17 protein-coding genes are annotated in these 15,516 nt (G+C 64.4%); 3 read left to right on the forward strand and 14 right to left on the reverse strand.

The genetic code is table 11. The features are described 5' to 3' along the window. From lepB to ffh, 12 genes are all read right to left on the reverse strand, one after another. A complete protein-coding gene (gene lepB / locus AC5RWO_RS12415; RefSeq protein WP_498731657.1) occupies window positions 1-627 on the reverse strand; it encodes a signal peptidase I in 627 nt (208 codons plus the stop codon). A 120-nt stretch (window positions 628-747) separates the two neighbouring features. After that, window positions 748-1,107, reverse strand: a complete 360-nt coding sequence (rplS, locus tag AC5RWO_RS12420; protein ID WP_074702050.1) for a 50S ribosomal protein L19 — start codon at window positions 1,105-1,107, stop codon at window positions 748-750. A gap of 232 nt (window positions 1,108-1,339) precedes the next feature. Then, entirely contained in the window at window positions 1,340-2,131 is a 792-nt protein-coding gene (gene trmD, locus AC5RWO_RS12425; protein ID WP_498731658.1) for a tRNA (guanosine(37)-N1)-methyltransferase TrmD, read from the reverse strand. Then, window positions 2,132-2,680 carry a ribosome maturation factor RimM gene (rimM, locus tag AC5RWO_RS12430; RefSeq protein WP_498731659.1) on the reverse strand — a complete coding sequence of 183 codons (549 nt, stop codon included), beginning with the start codon at window positions 2,678-2,680 and terminating at the stop codon, window positions 2,132-2,134. A 111-nt stretch (window positions 2,681-2,791) separates the two neighbouring features. Next, the gene (locus AC5RWO_RS12435; RefSeq protein ID WP_074702047.1) at window positions 2,792-3,034 is read right to left on the reverse strand and encodes an RNA-binding protein; all 243 of its coding nucleotides are present in this window, start codon (window positions 3,032-3,034) and stop codon (window positions 2,792-2,794) included. Continuing rightward, the gene (gene rpsP, locus AC5RWO_RS12440) at window positions 3,035-3,475 is read right to left on the reverse strand and encodes a 30S ribosomal protein S16 (protein WP_074702046.1); all 441 of its coding nucleotides are present in this window, start codon (window positions 3,473-3,475) and stop codon (window positions 3,035-3,037) included. Between the two features lie 201 nt (window positions 3,476-3,676). After that, window positions 3,677-4,159, reverse strand: a complete 483-nt coding sequence (locus tag AC5RWO_RS12445; RefSeq protein ID WP_498731660.1) for a hypothetical protein — start codon at window positions 4,157-4,159, stop codon at window positions 3,677-3,679. A gap of 74 nt (window positions 4,160-4,233) precedes the next feature. Continuing rightward, the gene (locus tag AC5RWO_RS12450; protein WP_498731661.1) at window positions 4,234-5,121 is read right to left on the reverse strand and encodes a VOC family protein; all 888 of its coding nucleotides are present in this window, start codon (window positions 5,119-5,121) and stop codon (window positions 4,234-4,236) included. Between the two features lie 101 nt (window positions 5,122-5,222). Continuing rightward, a complete protein-coding gene (locus tag AC5RWO_RS12455; protein WP_498731662.1) occupies window positions 5,223-6,428 on the reverse strand; it encodes a hypothetical protein in 1,206 nt (401 codons plus the stop codon). 47 nt (window positions 6,429-6,475) lie between these two features. Continuing rightward, window positions 6,476-7,186, reverse strand: coding sequence for an alpha/beta fold hydrolase (locus tag AC5RWO_RS12460; protein WP_498731663.1), 711 nt, complete (start codon window positions 7,184-7,186; stop codon window positions 6,476-6,478). Between the two features lie 9 nt (window positions 7,187-7,195). Then, the gene (locus tag AC5RWO_RS12465) at window positions 7,196-7,729 is read right to left on the reverse strand and encodes an NUDIX hydrolase (RefSeq protein WP_498731664.1); all 534 of its coding nucleotides are present in this window, start codon (window positions 7,727-7,729) and stop codon (window positions 7,196-7,198) included. A gap of 91 nt (window positions 7,730-7,820) precedes the next feature. Beyond that, window positions 7,821-9,407: a signal recognition particle protein gene (gene ffh / locus AC5RWO_RS12470; RefSeq protein ID WP_498731665.1), complete on the reverse strand. Its 1,587-nt coding sequence runs from the start codon at window positions 9,405-9,407 to the stop codon at window positions 7,821-7,823. An 88-nt stretch (window positions 9,408-9,495) separates the two neighbouring features. On the opposite strand from ffh, the gene AC5RWO_RS12475 reads away from it, so the two are divergent. Beyond that, window positions 9,496-11,064 carry a glucose-6-phosphate dehydrogenase gene (locus AC5RWO_RS12475; protein ID WP_498731666.1) on the forward strand — a complete coding sequence of 523 codons (1,569 nt, stop codon included), beginning with the start codon at window positions 9,496-9,498 and terminating at the stop codon, window positions 11,062-11,064. 98 nt (window positions 11,065-11,162) lie between these two features. On the opposite strand, the gene AC5RWO_RS12480 is transcribed toward AC5RWO_RS12475, so the two are convergent. Further along, window positions 11,163-11,501: a P-II family nitrogen regulator gene (locus AC5RWO_RS12480; RefSeq protein ID WP_498731667.1), complete on the reverse strand. Its 339-nt coding sequence runs from the start codon at window positions 11,499-11,501 to the stop codon at window positions 11,163-11,165. Continuing rightward, window positions 11,498-12,796, reverse strand: coding sequence for an ammonium transporter (locus AC5RWO_RS12485; protein WP_498731668.1), 1,299 nt, complete (start codon window positions 12,794-12,796; stop codon window positions 11,498-11,500). The genes AC5RWO_RS12480 and AC5RWO_RS12485 overlap by 4 nt, the downstream gene beginning before the upstream one ends. Before the next feature lie 177 nt (window positions 12,797-12,973). Between AC5RWO_RS12485 and AC5RWO_RS12490 the strand changes: the two genes are divergently transcribed. Further along, entirely contained in the window at window positions 12,974-14,254 is a 1,281-nt protein-coding gene (locus tag AC5RWO_RS12490) for an MFS transporter (protein ID WP_498731669.1), read from the forward strand. A gap of 177 nt (window positions 14,255-14,431) precedes the next feature. Then, a complete protein-coding gene (locus AC5RWO_RS12495; protein WP_498731670.1) occupies window positions 14,432-15,229 on the forward strand; it encodes a dioxygenase family protein in 798 nt (265 codons plus the stop codon). The last annotated feature ends 287 nt before the right edge of the window (window positions 15,230-15,516 follow it).

The raw sequence follows: 15,516 nt of genomic DNA on the forward strand, positions 1-15,516 counted from the left end.
TCACTTTCCTTTGTCCGTTTCGGGATCGATGCCAAGAGCGGTCCGCTCCAGCGGGCCGGACCGTTCCAGCGGCCACACGATTTCCATCGGCCTGCCGATTACCCTTTCCAAGGGAACCATACCGCCGCCGGGCGCACCGAGCAGTACACGCGAATCTGCTGAGATCGACCGGTGGTCCCCCATCAACCACAACCTATCGTGCGGCACCTCAACCGCGAACTCCTGTTCGCTGGGCGCATCTCCGGGATACACATAGTCTTCAGTCACCGCTTCCCCGTTGATCATTAGCCGGCCGTCCGGAGCGCAGCATTCCACCGTGTCGCCCGGAAGCCCGATGACCCGCTTGACGTAAACCGTATCGCTGCCGATGAGTCCAAACCATTGCCCCAGTCCAAGCAGCGCGTCCACGTAGGCGGGGTTCCCGCTGTCGAAGGGCGCAAAGGAGCCGCGGCCGTCGAAAACCACCAGGTCGCCCCGCTCGATGGGTCCATAGGCATAATCAGTTCGGGAGACCAGTACCCGGTCTCCGGTATCCAGCAGGGGCTCCATCGAATCCGAGGGGATGTAGTAAACGTCGATCAGGGTAGCGCGCACCACGGCGCTGAGCACGATTGCCGCGGCGAGCACAGCTAAGACAAAACGCCAGCCCGGGAATCCGGACCGGCGTTTTGCATGTTCCCCGGACGAGGCCCGGGGAACTGGAATTTCTTGCACCACTTAGTTCAAGCTGCCCTAAGAAAGGGGAGGCTACTTGGCAGTGCCGAAGTCGCGCTTTTCCTTGATCTTGGCAGCCTTGCCGTGGCGGTCGCGCATGTAGTACAGCTTGGCACGGCGAACGTCACCCTTGGTCAGAACTTCGATCTTGTCGATGATCGGAGAGTGAACCGGGAAGGTTCGCTCCACGCCGACGCCGAAGGAAACTTTGCGGACGGTGAACGTCTCGCGGACGCCGTCGCCCTGGCGGCCCATCACGAAGCCCTGGAAGACCTGGATACGGGCGTTCTTGCCTTCGATGATGTTGACGTGAACCTTGACGGTGTCACCGGCGCGGAACTCGGGAACGTCGCTGCGCAGTGAAGCGGCGTCTACTGAATCGAGGATGTGCATTGTTATCACTCCTGGTGAACGCCACAGGTCATCCACTTTGGTCACGGCCTGAGGGTCCGGCGCGCGGCAGGACCATCAATACCGAAAGATCTGATAGACCGGCGCATCCGGAAATGGCACGCCGGTGTGTCTGGCTGTTGGCTCTACGCCCCCTGTGGCAGGCGTGAACCCAGCAAACACAAGTCTTCATTTTGCCACACCGCTGCCGGCACCGCCAATTGAGCCGGCTGGGTCAGCGGCTGGCTGGGCGCGGCGCGACGCCGGTGGCCGAAACGGTGTAGCCCTGGCTGTCGAGCAAGGCCTTGTCCGCCTTGTCCAGCGTGCCGGGATCCAGCCGCGCAATCAGGTCCGGGCGACGGCGGAGAGTGCGCAGCAGTTGCTCATCGCGCCGAAACCGGGCGATCCTGGCATGGTTGCCGCTGAGCAGCACCTCGGGAACCTCTTTGTCCCGCCACTGCGAAGGCTTGGTGTAGACGGGGTACTCGAGCAGGCCGTCGGAGTGCGATTCCTCGACCAGGGACTCCGGGTTACCCACCACACCCGGAATCAGGCGTCCGATGGCCTCCACCATCGCGAGAACGGCCACTTCCCCGCCGTTGAGGACATAGTCCCCCAGACTCATCGGCCGGACGGTAAATTTCTCCTCGGCCCAGTCCAGCACCCGCTCGTCGATGCCTTCGTACCGGCCGCAAGCAAAGACCAGGTGCTCTTCCTCCGCAAGCTCATGGGCGGCCGCCTGCGTGAACACTTCACCCGCCGGAGACGGCACGATCAGCACGGGGCGGCGGGATTCGTCCGCGGGCAGCACGGATTCGAGGGCCTGCGCCCAGGGTTCGGGCTTCATCACCATGCCGGCGCCGCCGCCGTACGGCGTGTCATCCACCGTGCGGTGTTTGTCCGTCGTGAACTCCCGCAGGTCGTGCACGTCCAGCTGCAGCAGGCCGTCCTGGCGCGCCTTGCCGATCAGGGAAAGCTCCAGGGCAGCCAGATATTCGGGAAAAATGCTAACGACGTCGATGCGCACTTAGCGCTCCCCCTCGCCGTCGTCGGGGGTGCTTTGGCTCTCGGCCGAGTTGAGTTCGAAAAGACCTGCGGGCGGGGTGACGCGGATGAAGCCGGCCTCTACGTCGACTTCGGGGACAATCTGTTCAACGAACGGAACCAGGACTTCGTCGCCGTTGGCTGCAGTGACGACCAGGAGGTCCTGGGCGGGAAGGGTGTTCAGGGCGGCGACCTTGCCGACTTCCTGTCCATTCACCAGCACCCGCAGTCCGACCAGCTCGTGTTCGTACCAGGCGTCTTCATCGTCGTCGACGTCTTCCGTATCGACGAACAGCTTGGCGCCGCGGAGCTCCTCGGCCCCGTTCCGGTCAACCACTTCCGCAAAGCCCAGCAGCAGGATGTCCTTGTTCCAACGGGCCGATTCAACCGTCAACGGCCCCAATCGCGCCGGCTCAACGACAAAGGCGGTGCCCGGAACGAAGCGTTCCTCCGGTGCATCGGTCATCACCTGGACAGTGACCTCGCCTCGTATGCCGTGGGGTTTGCCAATCCGCGCAACCTGGACCTGCATGGAATCTCCTGTCGAACTACGTCTGAGGGTAGAAAATCGGGCACAAAAACATCCGGCCCACACACCATTATCTGGTGCGGGGCCGGATGCGATGACTAATGTGAAGCGTGCTCAGCGGCGGCGGTCAGTATCCACTACATCCACGCGGACCTGCTCGCCACCGGCCAGTGCGGCGATGACGGTGCGCAGTGCGCGTGCAGTGCGGCCCTGACGGCCAATGACGCGGCCCAAATCATCCTGGTGGACCCGCACCTCAATAATGTCTGAGCGGCGGTTGGTCTTTACCATGACCTTGACGTCCTCGGGACGGTCAACGATGCCACGGACCAGGTGTTCGAGCGCTTCAGCCAGCATTTACTCAGCCTTTGCGGTTTCGTCGGCAGACTCTTCAGCCGGTGCTTCTGCAGCGGCTTCGTCGGCGGCCTCTTCCTTCTTGGCCTTCGGGGTGATGGCCTCGGGGATGATCACGGACTCCTTCTCGGGAGCAGCGAAAGCTTCCTTGGGAGCCTTGGTCTTGAGCGTGCCTTCCTGGCCCTCAATACCCTTGAACTTCTGCCAGTCACCGGTGATCTTGAGCAGGGCGGCAACCTGCTCGGACGGCTGGGCGCCTACGCCAAGCCAGTACTGTGCACGGTCGGACTTGATGTCGATGTACGACGGCTCCTCGGTGGGGCGGTACAGTCCGATCTCCTCGATGGCACGGCCGTCGCGCTTGGCGCGGGCATCCATGACAACGATTCGGTAGTGGGCTGAGAACTTCTTGCCGAGGCGCTTAAGGCGAATCTTTACGGCCACTTTTGTGGTCACTCCTGGTTCTGAAAATGGGCGAACCCGTATGTCTGCACCCGTGGGGCGGGCCGTGGTTGGGGTTCAAAGGACAAGATACTTGCGCGGAGAGAGGGGCCGCGCAGATCGAGTACCTGTCTATTGTGCCAGATACAGCCCAATCCGCGCGACTCGACTTCCCGGACCGGTGCGAGCGGCTACGAATGCCGGTCAGACGGATTCGGTACCGCTCCAGACGTAGAGCTGCTGGCGGCCGTCTTCCGCAGCATCCGCAGCGAGTTCGCCGATCCGCTTGACCGACTCCACTGCGGCGTCCCCGCTGAGCGGCATGTCTTCTTCGGACGCCCACGCGGCGGCGACGTCGGGCAGGACGGGGGCGCCGTCGTCGGACGTTTCGGCCAGCAGGTCGGCCAAGGCGCGGACCATCGACTCCGGCGCGACATAGAGGGTCTCGCTGGCGACGTCGGCAATTGCCAGTTCGTCCTCGCCGACGGAATGGACCGCCTGCCCTGCCAGCTGGCCCAACCGTTCGATTTCCCAATCGGTAATGCCATTGATCCGCGTGTGCGGAGCATCCGGAATCTCCACCTGGGCGCCGTCTTCGCCAATAGCCTCCAGCGCTTTATCAAGCGCAGCGGCGCGCTGCACCGCCGCGTCGTGGGTGGCCACAAAAACTTCAGTAATTCCGGACATAGCGCCTCCGCCTCGGATTGGATGCATTTGGTTTCAGCCTATCCTGCGCGGGGCCGCGGCCAAACTGCGCGGTATCAGGAGACGGCGACGCGCAGCTGGTTGCGCCAGGGATCCTCAAACCGAAGCTCGGCACCGGTGTGATGATGGCTGACACCGGCACTGGCAAGCCGCTGGGCCAGGGCGCCGACCTCGTCGTCGTTCGGAACATGGATCAGCACCTCCCCCAGGCCGAGGGTGTCCTTACGCGGGCCAGCGCCGCGGCTGTTCCACACGTTCATCGCCATGTGGTGGTGGTAGCCGCCGGCGGAGACAAACAAGGCCTGGCCGTGCCAGCCGGCCGTGCGCTCGAATCCGAGGGTGTTGACGTAGAACTGCTCCGCCACCGAGGTGTCGCCGACCTGCAGGTGGACGTGGCCGATGGCCGCGCCGGCGTCGTGCTGCTTGCGGACGGAGTCCTCGGTGAGGTGGCTCTGCAGGTAGGACTGGGGGTTCAAGGCCAGACTGTCCATGTGGACTTCCTTGCCCGTGGCCGTCTCGTTCCATTCCCACCGTTCGCGGGGCCGGTCGTAGTACAGCTCGATGCCGTTGCCCTCGGGATCGGTGAAGTAGAAGGCTTCGCTCACCAAGTGATCGGCGCTGCCAACGAAACGCGTGGGGTCCGTTTGGGCCGCAGAGGCGACAGTAGCGGCAAGGTCCGACTGGCTGTCGAAAAGGAATGCCGTATGGAACAGTCCCGCCTCGCCGCGCGACGGCAACTGGAGCCCGGCGGCGGGCGCCAGGTGGACCAGCGGCGTGGAGCCGCGGCCCAGATACACACCGCCGAGACCTTCCGCCACAGGATCCAAGCCCAGCGCGTTCTGGTAGTACTTGGTCATGTTGGCCATGTCCCCCACCTTGAGCATTACGGTGCCCATGGAGAGGTCGCCTGTCAACAGATCCTGGTTTTTTGCTTGAAAGTTCATGTATATAAGAATACTTGAAGCTTCACGTTTATTCCAGTCCCTGTGGCGGGGCTGCCCAGTTCCCGCATGATCCCGGCGGGCAACGGCCCCTCGGTGCAAGATTAGCGACGGCGGTTGCGCCGGGACTTGAGGAAGCTGTAGAAGACGAGCTCGCCTGCTGCCTCCGTTACCAGCGACAGCGCTCCCGCGCGCATGATTCCGTTGCGAGGGCTCCTTTGCCTGGCCGCGGCGCGGAAGAGGACTGCTGCAGCGCCGGCCGCCACGGCCGCACTTCCGGCCAGCAGTTCCGGATGCGCCAGCACGGTCCGGTGCCATTTAGCGAAGGGAGAACGTCCGGAGGTGGGAGTAGCGATGACTTCGAGCAAGGCCTTGGGCATCGGCAGCGGGGCCATCACCGTGACCGGCTGTCCCACGGCAGCCACCGGCGCTTCGGCCAGCCGGCCCGCCAGTTCCGGCAGCCCCAGGGACACCGCTGTCCGGGCCAGGATCGCGCCGTCCTCCGGCCCCTGCAGCAGGTCCCTGAGCCGGGACTCCCCTTCAGCATCAAGATCGAAGGCTTGGGCGATGCCGGTGGTGCTCGGTTCGGTGGAACGGACCAATGTTCCGAGCAATCGCAGGGCTTCCGCCGAAGCCTTATCGGTAGTGGCGAACGGTTTGGGCTGCGGCTGCCAGGCGTGCCAGAAATTGTTGCGCGGGTCGTGCACGGCACCGGGAAGCCAAACTTCAACGGCTCGCAGTCCGTCCAGATTCATTAGCGCGACCAATGGCTTGGTTTCGGCCGGCCAGTTGTAGAGCCCGGGTGCGGCTTCCCCTTCCACAAACACCACAGAGCGGCCCGGCATGGCTTCGTCTTCAAGGACCCGGAGTTCGACGCGGTTCAGCGCGCCAAACATGATCAGATCCTCGTGGCGGATCTGCCCCACGAGCACGGTGCGCAGCACCATCGAATCTTCCGCATCTGTCGCACCGGCATCCCCGAGCTCAGGCTCCTCGGCCAGCCGGAACGCGGCCTCTGCTGCGGGGGCCTGATAGCTGAAGCCATCCATGTCCACCGCAGCGCCAAGGGCCAGCGAGAAACTTTGGGCGAGCATACGGTAGTCGGGGCCCGGAACGGCTTCGCCGCCCTGGTCCAGGACAGCGACGCGTCCGGCAGCATTTCGAGCGAGAAGCATTTCAACGACCGTTTGGCCCGCCTCGGGCTGGCCCGCGGCAAAAGCACCGAGCAGCGAACGGTCCGTGATCTCTTGCATCAGGGCCGCTACGCCAGCCTCGTCCAGTGGCCACGGCCACCAAAGTTCACCGGTCATGGGCTCCCACGAAGATTCACTCATGGCATCAACGCTAGCAAGTCCCGCTAGCCGGGCTGTCCAGCGGCCAGGAAGTCGACCAACAACCCATGACCTTCCGGCGTGTCCTGCGGGCGGTGGTTGTTGGCCGCATGGCGATGCACCGCGCCAGTGGTAGCCAGATATTCCGCGACCTCTTCATAGAGCGGCTCCCAACCACCGGTCACGACGAGAGTGCGGACGCCGGGAACGATGTGCAGCGGGGCGGTCCAGGGCGGATCCTGCAGCCGGAGCCGGCTGGCCTGCACGCGGTCCGCGGCCGAGGCCAGGGGTTTCGCCGCCGCGCCAAGGACGAGGCGCGAGAATTCATGGTGGTACTGCTCATCGTCCAGCTCGTCCCTCGCGGCGAACAGGGGCTCCAGCCGCTTCCGGTGCGCCTTTGTTGCCGGCAGGTCCGCAGTCAGCGACAAACACGCAGGTTCGAACAGGGTCAGGGAGGCCACCAGTTCCGGCCTTTCCACCGCCGCCATCATCGCCGCAACGGCCCCTTGGGAATGCGCGACGAGATGACCGCCGTCGCCAAGGTTTTCCACCACTATGTCCATATCTGCACGGAAGTCCGTCCGTTGTGGAGCGGTATCCGGAGCGAATCCGTGCCGCCGGACAAACAGGCAGTCGTAGGCGCTGGCGAGACGGTGTTGGTACGGCCACGCGGCGATGCCGAAGCGACCGGTTCCGTGCACAAAAACCACACGGGGCTTGGGGCTGCTGCGCTGCATAAGGGCAGTCTAGGATCCGGAGCTGATGGTGGCGTCGAAGTCCGGAAGCAGCTCGCGTGGCGGCACGTGCCGCTGGACCGTATCGATCCGCTGCCCGTCCCGCAGCTCCAGCACCGAGAGCAGCTCATGAGCGTCGAGGGCGGCTTTCAGCTGGGCCGACTGGGGACGGCCCAGCCCGGCCAGCGCCAGGTCCGCCGCAAGGAACTCGGCCTGCCCGCCCGCCACAGCGGCGAGCGAACCGCCGTCGTAGGTCCCGCCGTCGTAAATAAAGGTGATGGCTTCCGCCGGGGAGGCCGGCGTCTGCTGGTAATCAATAGCCAAAATGCGTCCCAGCGGCAGCGACAGCGAGGTTGCCTGCAGAACTCGTCCAGCCGTTGAGCGCGGGTCCTCCCCCGATCTCACCATCCCGGCCGGCAATGATGCATGACCGTCGGCGTCAGGGTTGAGCAGAATGGAACCGCTGACGGTGCGTACCACCACCGCCACGTTGGCAGGGCGCTTCCATTGGGAACCATAGAATCCACTCAGATCGTGCCTGCTCACAAAAGCCCTTCGTAGAAGCCCCAACTCTTACCAGGATGCGGAACGGTATGCTCCCGTGGTCCGGCCGGTGCCGGCTCGGACCGCGGCGAGCCTACTTGCCCAGGAACTTTTCGAACCCCTTGGGCAGGTTCAGTGCGGACGGGTCGAAGTCTTCCTGCTGCTGGCCGAAGGCTGCGCCGGTGGGCAGTGCCTTTTTGGCGTTGGCGCGGCGCTCCTCGGCTTCACGCAGTTCCTGCGCGGCCTTGGCCGGATTTCCCGAACGCGCCTTCTTCTTGCCCTTCGAGACCTGCTTGCCTTTACGGGCACCACCGCTGAAGCCGCCCGGGCCAGCCATGCCGGGCATGCCCGGGATGCCGCCACCCTGGGCCATCTTCTTCATCATCTTCTGGGCCTGGCCGAACCGCTCCAGCAGTCCGTTGACTTCGGAGACGTGGACACCCGACCCCCTGGCGATGCGCGCGCGGCGGGAGCCGTTGATGATCTTCGGCGCGACCCGCTCGTGCGGGGTCATGGAGCGGACAATGGCTTCGACGCGGTCGATTTCGCGCTCGTCGAAGTTCTCCAGCTGCTGACGCATGCCGGCGGCGCCGGGCATCATCATCAGCATCTTCTTCATCGATCCCATCTTGCGGATCTGCTGCATCTGCGCGAGGAAGTCATCGAGCGTGAAGTCTTCCTGGTCGGCGAACTTCTGCGCCATGCGCTCGGCTTCGCCCTTGTCCCAGGACTTCTCCGCCTGCTCGATCAGGGAGAGGATGTCGCCCATGTCCAGGATGCGGTTGGCCATCCGGTCCGGGTGGAAGATTTCGAAATCGTCCAGGTTCTCACCGGTGGAGGCAAACATGACGGGCTTGCCGGTCACGGACGCAACGGAGAGGGCGGCACCGCCGCGGGCATCGCCGTCGAGCTTTGAAAGCACGACGCCGGTAAAGTTCACGCCTTCGTTGAACGCCTGCGCGGTGTTGACCGCGTCCTGGCCGATCATGGCGTCGATGACGAAGAGGACCTCGTCCGGGTTGATCGCTGCGCGGATGTCCGCGGCCTGCTGCATCATTTCCGAGTCCACACCGAGGCGGCCGGCGGTGTCCACAATGACAACGTCGTGCAGCTTCTGGCGGGCTTCCTCGACACCCTGGCGGGCGACGGCGACCGGATCGCCCGTGGCGGATTCAAATTCGGACTGCACGCCCGGGTGCGGCGCGAAGACGGGCACGCCCGCGCGCTGGCCGTTGACCTGCAGCTGGGTGACGGCGTTGGGCCGCTGGAGGTCAGCGGCGACCAGCAGCGGGCTGTGCCCCTGTCCCTTGAGCCACTTGGAGAGCTTGCCGGCAAGCGTGGTCTTACCCGCACCCTGCAGACCGGCCAGCATGATCACGGTGGGCGGGTTCTTGGCCAGGCGGATGCGCCGGGTTTCACCGCCAAGGATGTTGACAAGTTCGTCGTTGACGATCTTGACGACCTGCTGGCCCGGGTTCAGCGCACCGGAAACTTCCTCGCCGAGCGCACGCTCCTTGACGTGCGCGGCGAATTCACGCACCACCGGTACGGCGACGTCCGCGTCCAGCAGGGCACGCCGGATCTCGCGGACAGTGGCGTCGACATCCGCCTCCGAGAGACGTCCCTTGCCGCGCAGATTCTTGAAGGTCGAGGCCAACCGGTCAGAGAGTGAATTGAACACGCGCCGTGTACTTCTTTCGTCGATCTAGGCTCACAGTCCCCGGCCGCGCCGGAGTTCAACTATCTAGGGTAGCAACTGCGGGCGGGCTATGTCCCAATTCCGGAACGACGACGGCGACCGGACCGCGCTTGACGGTAACGAACCGGCGACATCGGGCGCCATAGATGGCAAGGTAGGAAAGGTGACTGCCGAACAGACCTCAACCGGGACAGAATCCGCAGAAACCACCGGCGGAGACGTGGAAATCCGGACCTTGCTCATTTTGGGTGCTTCCGGGGACCTGACCGGACGGCTGCTGCTGCCCGGACTCGGAAAGCTCATCGCCCAAGGGCGGACCCAGGGCCTGAGCCTCGTCGGCGCGGGATCCGACGACTGGGACCAGGACCGGTGGCGCGGACGCGTCGACGAAGCCTTCGGGTCCTGCACCCAGGGCGCTAACGACGCCGGACTGCGGGAACTGCGCAAAGTACAGGAAAACACCGAGTACCACACGGTGGACGTGACGGCCGAGGGTGCTCTGGCGGAACTGCTCGGCTCGGTCAAGGGACCGGCAGCGGTCTATTTTGCTTTACCGCCGGCCGTCAGCCAGCAGGCCTGCGAGGTGCTCAAGCCCGAGGACGTGCCCGAAGGCACGCGCCTGGTGATGGAGAAGCCGTTCGGCTCCAGCCGCGTCTCGGCCGCCTCGCTGAACGGGACGCTGCTCCGGCTGGTGCCCGAGGACCACATCCACCGTGTGGACCATTTCCTGGGCAAAGCCACCGTGTTCAACATCCTGGGCCTGCGCTTTGCCAACCGGCTGCTCGAGCCGCTGTTCAGCAATGAGCATGTGCAGAAGGTCGAAATCTTCTACGACGAGTCGCTGGCGCTGGAAGGACGGGCACGGTACTACGACAATGCCGGCGCCCTGCGGGACATGATCCAGAGCCACCTGCTGCAGATCATGGCGCTCATAGCGCTGAACGCCCCGGCCACGTTGCACGAGCGGGACCTGCGCGACCACATCGGCAGCGTTCTGCGTGCCAGTTCGGTCAAGCCGGACTTCGCGAAAAGCACGCGCCGCGCCCGGTACACGGCCGGCGAGGTGGAGGGCCGGAAGATCCCCGACTACGTGGCCGAAGAGGGGATCGATCCCGCGCGGAACACGGAGACGCTGGCGGAGATCGAGGTGTCGATCAACAACAGCCGCTGGACCGGCGTCCCGTTTATCCTGCGTTCGGGCAAAGCATTGGGTAAGAAGCAAAAGGAAGCCATCGTCACCTTCAAACCGGTCAATCATCTGCCCACCGGCTTCAAGGGCGTGGATGCACCCACGCGCCTGCGGATCGGCTTCGGCCCCGATACCCTGCGGTTGGAGATCGATGTCAACGGGCCGGGGGACATCTTCACGCTCGACCGCGAGGTGATGGAGACCAACCTGCACTCCGCAGATCTGCTGCCGTACGGCGAAGTCCTGGACGGCATCCTGACCGGTGACCCGATGCTCTCGGTCCGCGGGGACATTGCGGAGGATTGCTGGCGGATTGTCGAACCGGTACTGAAAGCATGGGAGGCCAACGAAGTGCCGCTGGAGGAGTACGCAGCGGGATCGAGCGGACCGGCTGGCTGGGAAACATCGCGGGACGACACGCCGATGCGGACGGTGGACGGCGAAGCCTGAGCCGGAGGGTACGGCTCACACAGAACTGCACCTCCGAAGGCCGGATCCGATGATTCGGTTCCAGCTCCCGGAGGTGCAGTGAGAGCTTTCCTGTCCTGCTAGATAGCGGCTTCCCCGCGCTCGCCTGTGCGCACCCGCACGGCTTCTTCGACGTCGATAAGCCATACTTTGCCGTCGCCGGCATGGCCGGTGTTGGCTGTGGCAACGAGGACATCCACGATGTCGTTGGCCCATTCGTTGGCGACCAGGACCTCCACTCGTACCTTCTGCAGCAGATCGACGGTGTATTCAGCGCCGCGGTATACCTCGGTGTGGCCCCGCTGGCGGCCGTAACCGCTGGCCTGGCTGACTGTGAGTCCCTGCACGCCGTAACTTTCCAGGCTGCCGCGGACCTCGTCGAGCTTCTCGGGACGGATAATAGCGGTTACCAGTTTCATGCCTTGACCTCTTCCTTGATGTGCGCGCTGCGGTCCGTGGCCGGATGCGGCACGAAAGTGCCTCCGGTGCCCAGCCCGCCGAACTCGTACGCGGTTTCGGCGTGCTGCGTCAGGTCCACGCCGATGACCTCCTGGTCCTCCGTGACGCGGAAGCCAATCGTCTTGTGCACTGCCAGACCGATGACAATCGTCATGATCGCGGTGAACGCAACGGAGACAACCGCTGCCACCGTCTGGGCCCCTAGCTGGGCGGGACCGCCGCCGTAGAACAGCCCGCCGCCGGCCCCGTCCACGGGGAGGGCAACAAAGCCAAGGGCCAGCGTGCCGACCAGTCCGGCGACGAGGTGGACGCCAACGACATCCAGGGAGTCGTCATAGCCGAACTTGTACTTCAGCCCCACGGCGAGGGCTGCCAGCGCACCGGCAACGACGCCGAGCCCGATGGCGCCGAGGGGAGAGACATTCGCGCAGGCCGGTGTGATCGCTACCAAGCCGGCGACGACGCCGGAAGCGGCGCCCAGGGACGTCGGCCGACCGTCACGGATGCGCTCGACGACGAGCCAGGCGAGCATCGCGGCGCCGGGTGCCACCATGGTGTTGACCCAGATGAGCCCCGCTTCCTCCGCAGTACCGGCGGCGCCACCGTTGAATCCGAACCAGCCGAACCACAGCAGGGCGGCACCGAGCATGACGAACGGGATGTTGTGCGGTCGCTGCGCCGGATCCTTGCCGAACCCTTTACGCTTGCCCAGGATCAGGGCCAGGACCAGGCCAGCGATGCCGGCATTGATGTGGACCACGGTGCCGCCGGCGAAGTCGATGGCTTCTCCTGCCCAGCTGCCGACAGCACCTTCTGCGCTCAGGAGGCCGCCGCCCCACACCATGAAGGCCAGCGGGCAGTACACCAGAGTGACCCACACCGGAACGAAGACTGCCCATGCGCCGAACTTCGCGCGGTCGGCGATGGCTCCGGAAATGAGTGCCACGGTGATGATCGCGAAGGTAGCTCCGTAGCCGGCGCCGATCAGGTCCTCCGTGTCCAGCAGTGTCTGCATGCCGAACGCCGCGAACGGGTTACCGAAGAGCTGGACGATCCCCTCGCCGCCGCTCATGGAGTAACCCCACAGAACCCAGACGACGGCGACCAGGCCGATGGAAATGAAGCTCATCATCATCATGTTCAGGGCGGCTTTTGCACGGGTCATGCCGCCGTAGAAGAATGCAAGGCCTGGCGTCATGAGCAGCACCAGTGCCGCGGAAATCATCACCCAGACGTGACCTGCTGACAGATCCATTTTCGCGTCCTCTCGTCCGAGGCGGGCCCATCCCGCATCTGGTATCCAGATTGCCGGTCGATTGTTTCCGCCTGTCTGGCGCTTCGTTTCAGCTGCGTTACAAGGACGAGGCCACCGTAAATCCGGTGTCACGGCCATGTTTCATTCATGTTTCGCACCGCGGATAGGCTTGATGCCATGCCCCTCTTCCGCCGCTCGGCCCGCTCCTCGGCCGAGCCCGCCCGCCCCCGGCCGCCGCGCCAGCGCCCCACTCCTATCCCCCGCGATATCAAAGTACTGGTGGCAGCCGCCTTCGTGATCGCGCTGGGTTACGGCCTCGTGGCTCCGGTACTGCCGCAGTTCGCTGCCAGTTTTGACGTCGGCGTCGCTGCCGCGTCCATCATTGTCAGCGTTTTTGCCTTCACCCGGCTGATCTTCGCCCCGGCGGGCGGGGCACTGGTGGGCCGCTGGGGCGAACGACGGGTCTACCTGACCGGACTGCTGATCGTCGCCGCCTCTACCGGCGCCTGTGCCCTGGCGCAGGGCTACTGGCAGCTGCTGCTGTTCCGCGGGCTCGGCGGCCTGGGTTCCACCATGTTCACCGTTTCCGCCACCGCGCTAATCCTCCGGCTCGCGCCGCCTGACAGCCGGGGACGCGTCTCCGGCCTCTACGCTTCAACGTTCCTGATGGGCGGCATCCTCGGGCCCGTTGTAGGCGGACTGTTGGCCGGGCTCGGTTTGCGGGTCCCCTTCGTGGTTTACGCCGTCGCACTTCTGGTCGCTGCCGCCGTCGTCGCTGTCATGCTGAAAAAGCCGGAGCGCAGCTCCGCAGACGGCACGGACTCCCCTATCCAGCCGATGCCGCTGGGCGAAGCAATGAAGGATCCTGGGTATCGGGCGGCCATCGCATCCGCCTTTGCCAATGGCTGGGCCACGTTCGGCGTCCGCATGTCGTTGATCCCGCTCTTTGCGGGCGCCGTCCTGGGCGCGGGGCCGGAAACCGCCGGGCTGGCCCTGGCAGTGTTCGCCGTGGGCAACGCCCTGGCGCTCACATTTTCGGGTAAGCTCTCTGACACTTTGGGACGCCGGCCACTGGTGATTTCCGGACTTGCCGTTGCAGGCCTGGCGATCGCCGCCATCGGGTTTACAGACTCGGTCCCGGTGTTCGTCGCTGTATCCGTGATCGCTGGTTTCGGATCAGGGCTGCTCGGACCTGCCCAGCAGGCAGCCGTGGCGGATATCATCGGCAATCAACGCAGCGGCGGAAAAGTTCTCGCGGTGTTCCAGATGTCTACAGACGCCGGTGCCATCGTCGGGCCCGTGCTCGCGGGTGCCTTGGCAGACAGGCTGGATTATGGCTGGGCCTTCGCAGTCACCGGCTGCGTAACCATCATCACGGCCCTGTTCTGGCTCTTTTTCGGTCGGGAAACCCTCGTCGTCCAGCAATCGGAGTCCTCTGCCGACGGCTCCCGCCCCTAATTCATCTGCTGGGAGCAAGAAGGCCAGACGGGCTCCTCGCTTCCGGCTTCCGGCTTCCGGCTTCCGGCTTCCGGCTTCCGGCTTCCGGCTTCCGGCTTCCGGCCAGGATCTCATCTGCCCAGGAGCTGAATCGGACATTGACTTGAAGCTTCAAGTAAAGGCCGATACGATGGATTCATGACGCAAACGATGACCCAGCCTCCGGTCCTGTTCCTCAGCCATGGCGCTCCCCCGCTTGCCGACGATGAGCGCTGGACCACCCAGCTCGCCGACTGGTCGGGCACTTTTGAAAAGCCAAAGGACATCCTGATGGTGTCGGCACATTGGGAGAACGCCCCGGTGACACTGAGCGCCACCCAGCAAAAGACCGGACTGGTATACGACTTTTGGGGTTTCCCGCAGAAGTACTACGACGTCACGTACGACGCGCCACTGGCGCCCGAACTCGCCGGAGAGGTGGCCAGGCTCGTCGGAGACCGCGGCCACCACGTCGAACAAGATGAAACCCGCGGGCTGGACCACGGCGCATATGTCCCGCTGGTGGAGATGTTCCCGAATGCCGATGTGCCGGTGGTCCAGATGTCCATGCCGACACTCGACCCGCAGGGACTCTTTGAGCTCGGCAAATCCTTGGCACCCTTACGCGACCGCGGCACTCTGATCGTCGGCTCAGGCTTCACCACACATAATCTGCGCTGGTTCAATCCTGCCGCCGGCCCTGACACCACACCGCCGGCCGCCTCAAGTGAATTCGACCATTGGGCAGAAGAAGCGATGGCCCGCGGCGATGTGGACTCGATTTTGGACTTCCTCAATAAGGCGCCCGCAGCCCAGGAAGCCCACCCGCGCAGCGAACACTGGGCGCCGCTATATGTAGCACTCGGCGCCGCTTACGGTTCAGGAGGAATTGTAGCGAAGACTGCTATCGACGGCTTCTGGTTTGGCCTGTCCAAGCGCTCCTGGACGTTGACCTAACCCCACTCCCCGAGGACGGGGAAGCGACAGGGCGCATTTTTTGCGGCATTGGGCTCGGTCGTGCGGCATCAAATCGGGTTGCCGTGTATGAATGTCGAGACAGGCTGTGGAGTCGAACAATCGCACCCGCGTGGGCAAAACGGTGGTTTCTCCACAGCCAACAATATGTGTTGTGCCCTCCACCACACCCCGGTAGAGTCGAATGTATGTTCGAGTCAATCGTTCCGGCGGAGATGGATCCGGTGAAGCCGGTTCCCGGTGATCCGGGTGCTGTGCTGGTCCGGGGC

The organism is Arthrobacter sp. B055-34, assembly GCF_059090425.1.

Bases quoted from the DNA above. Each gene is read 5' to 3' on its own strand.
- AC5RWO_RS12485 (WP_498731668.1), bottom strand. From the start codon at position 12,796: ATGGATCTGTCAGCAGGTCACGTCTGGGTGATGATTTCCGCGGCACTG.
- AC5RWO_RS12460 (WP_498731663.1), bottom strand. From the start codon at position 7,186: ATGCAGCGCAGCAGCCCCAAGCCCCGTGTGGTTTTTGTGCACGGAACC.
- AC5RWO_RS12480 (WP_498731667.1), bottom strand. From the start codon at position 11,501: ATGAAACTGGTAACCGCTATTATCCGTCCCGAGAAGCTCGACGAGGTC.
- AC5RWO_RS12490 (WP_498731669.1), top strand. From the start codon at position 12,974: ATGCCCCTCTTCCGCCGCTCGGCCCGCTCCTCGGCCGAGCCCGCCCGC.
- AC5RWO_RS12495 (WP_498731670.1), top strand. From the start codon at position 14,432: ATGACGCAAACGATGACCCAGCCTCCGGTCCTGTTCCTCAGCCATGGC.
- rplS (WP_074702050.1), bottom strand. From the start codon at position 1,107: ATGCACATCCTCGATTCAGTAGACGCCGCTTCACTGCGCAGCGACGTT.
- AC5RWO_RS12445 (WP_498731660.1), bottom strand. From the start codon at position 4,159: ATGTCCGGAATTACTGAAGTTTTTGTGGCCACCCACGACGCGGCGGTG.
- AC5RWO_RS12450 (WP_498731661.1), bottom strand. From the start codon at position 5,121: ATGAACTTTCAAGCAAAAAACCAGGATCTGTTGACAGGCGACCTCTCC.
- AC5RWO_RS12455 (WP_498731662.1), bottom strand. From the start codon at position 6,428: ATGACCGGTGAACTTTGGTGGCCGTGGCCACTGGACGAGGCTGGCGTA.
- AC5RWO_RS12475 (WP_498731666.1), top strand. From the start codon at position 9,496: ATGTCCCAATTCCGGAACGACGACGGCGACCGGACCGCGCTTGACGGT.
- AC5RWO_RS12435 (WP_074702047.1), bottom strand. From the start codon at position 3,034: ATGCTGGCTGAAGCGCTCGAACACCTGGTCCGTGGCATCGTTGACCGT.
- rimM (WP_498731659.1), bottom strand. From the start codon at position 2,680: ATGCAGGTCCAGGTTGCGCGGATTGGCAAACCCCACGGCATACGAGGC.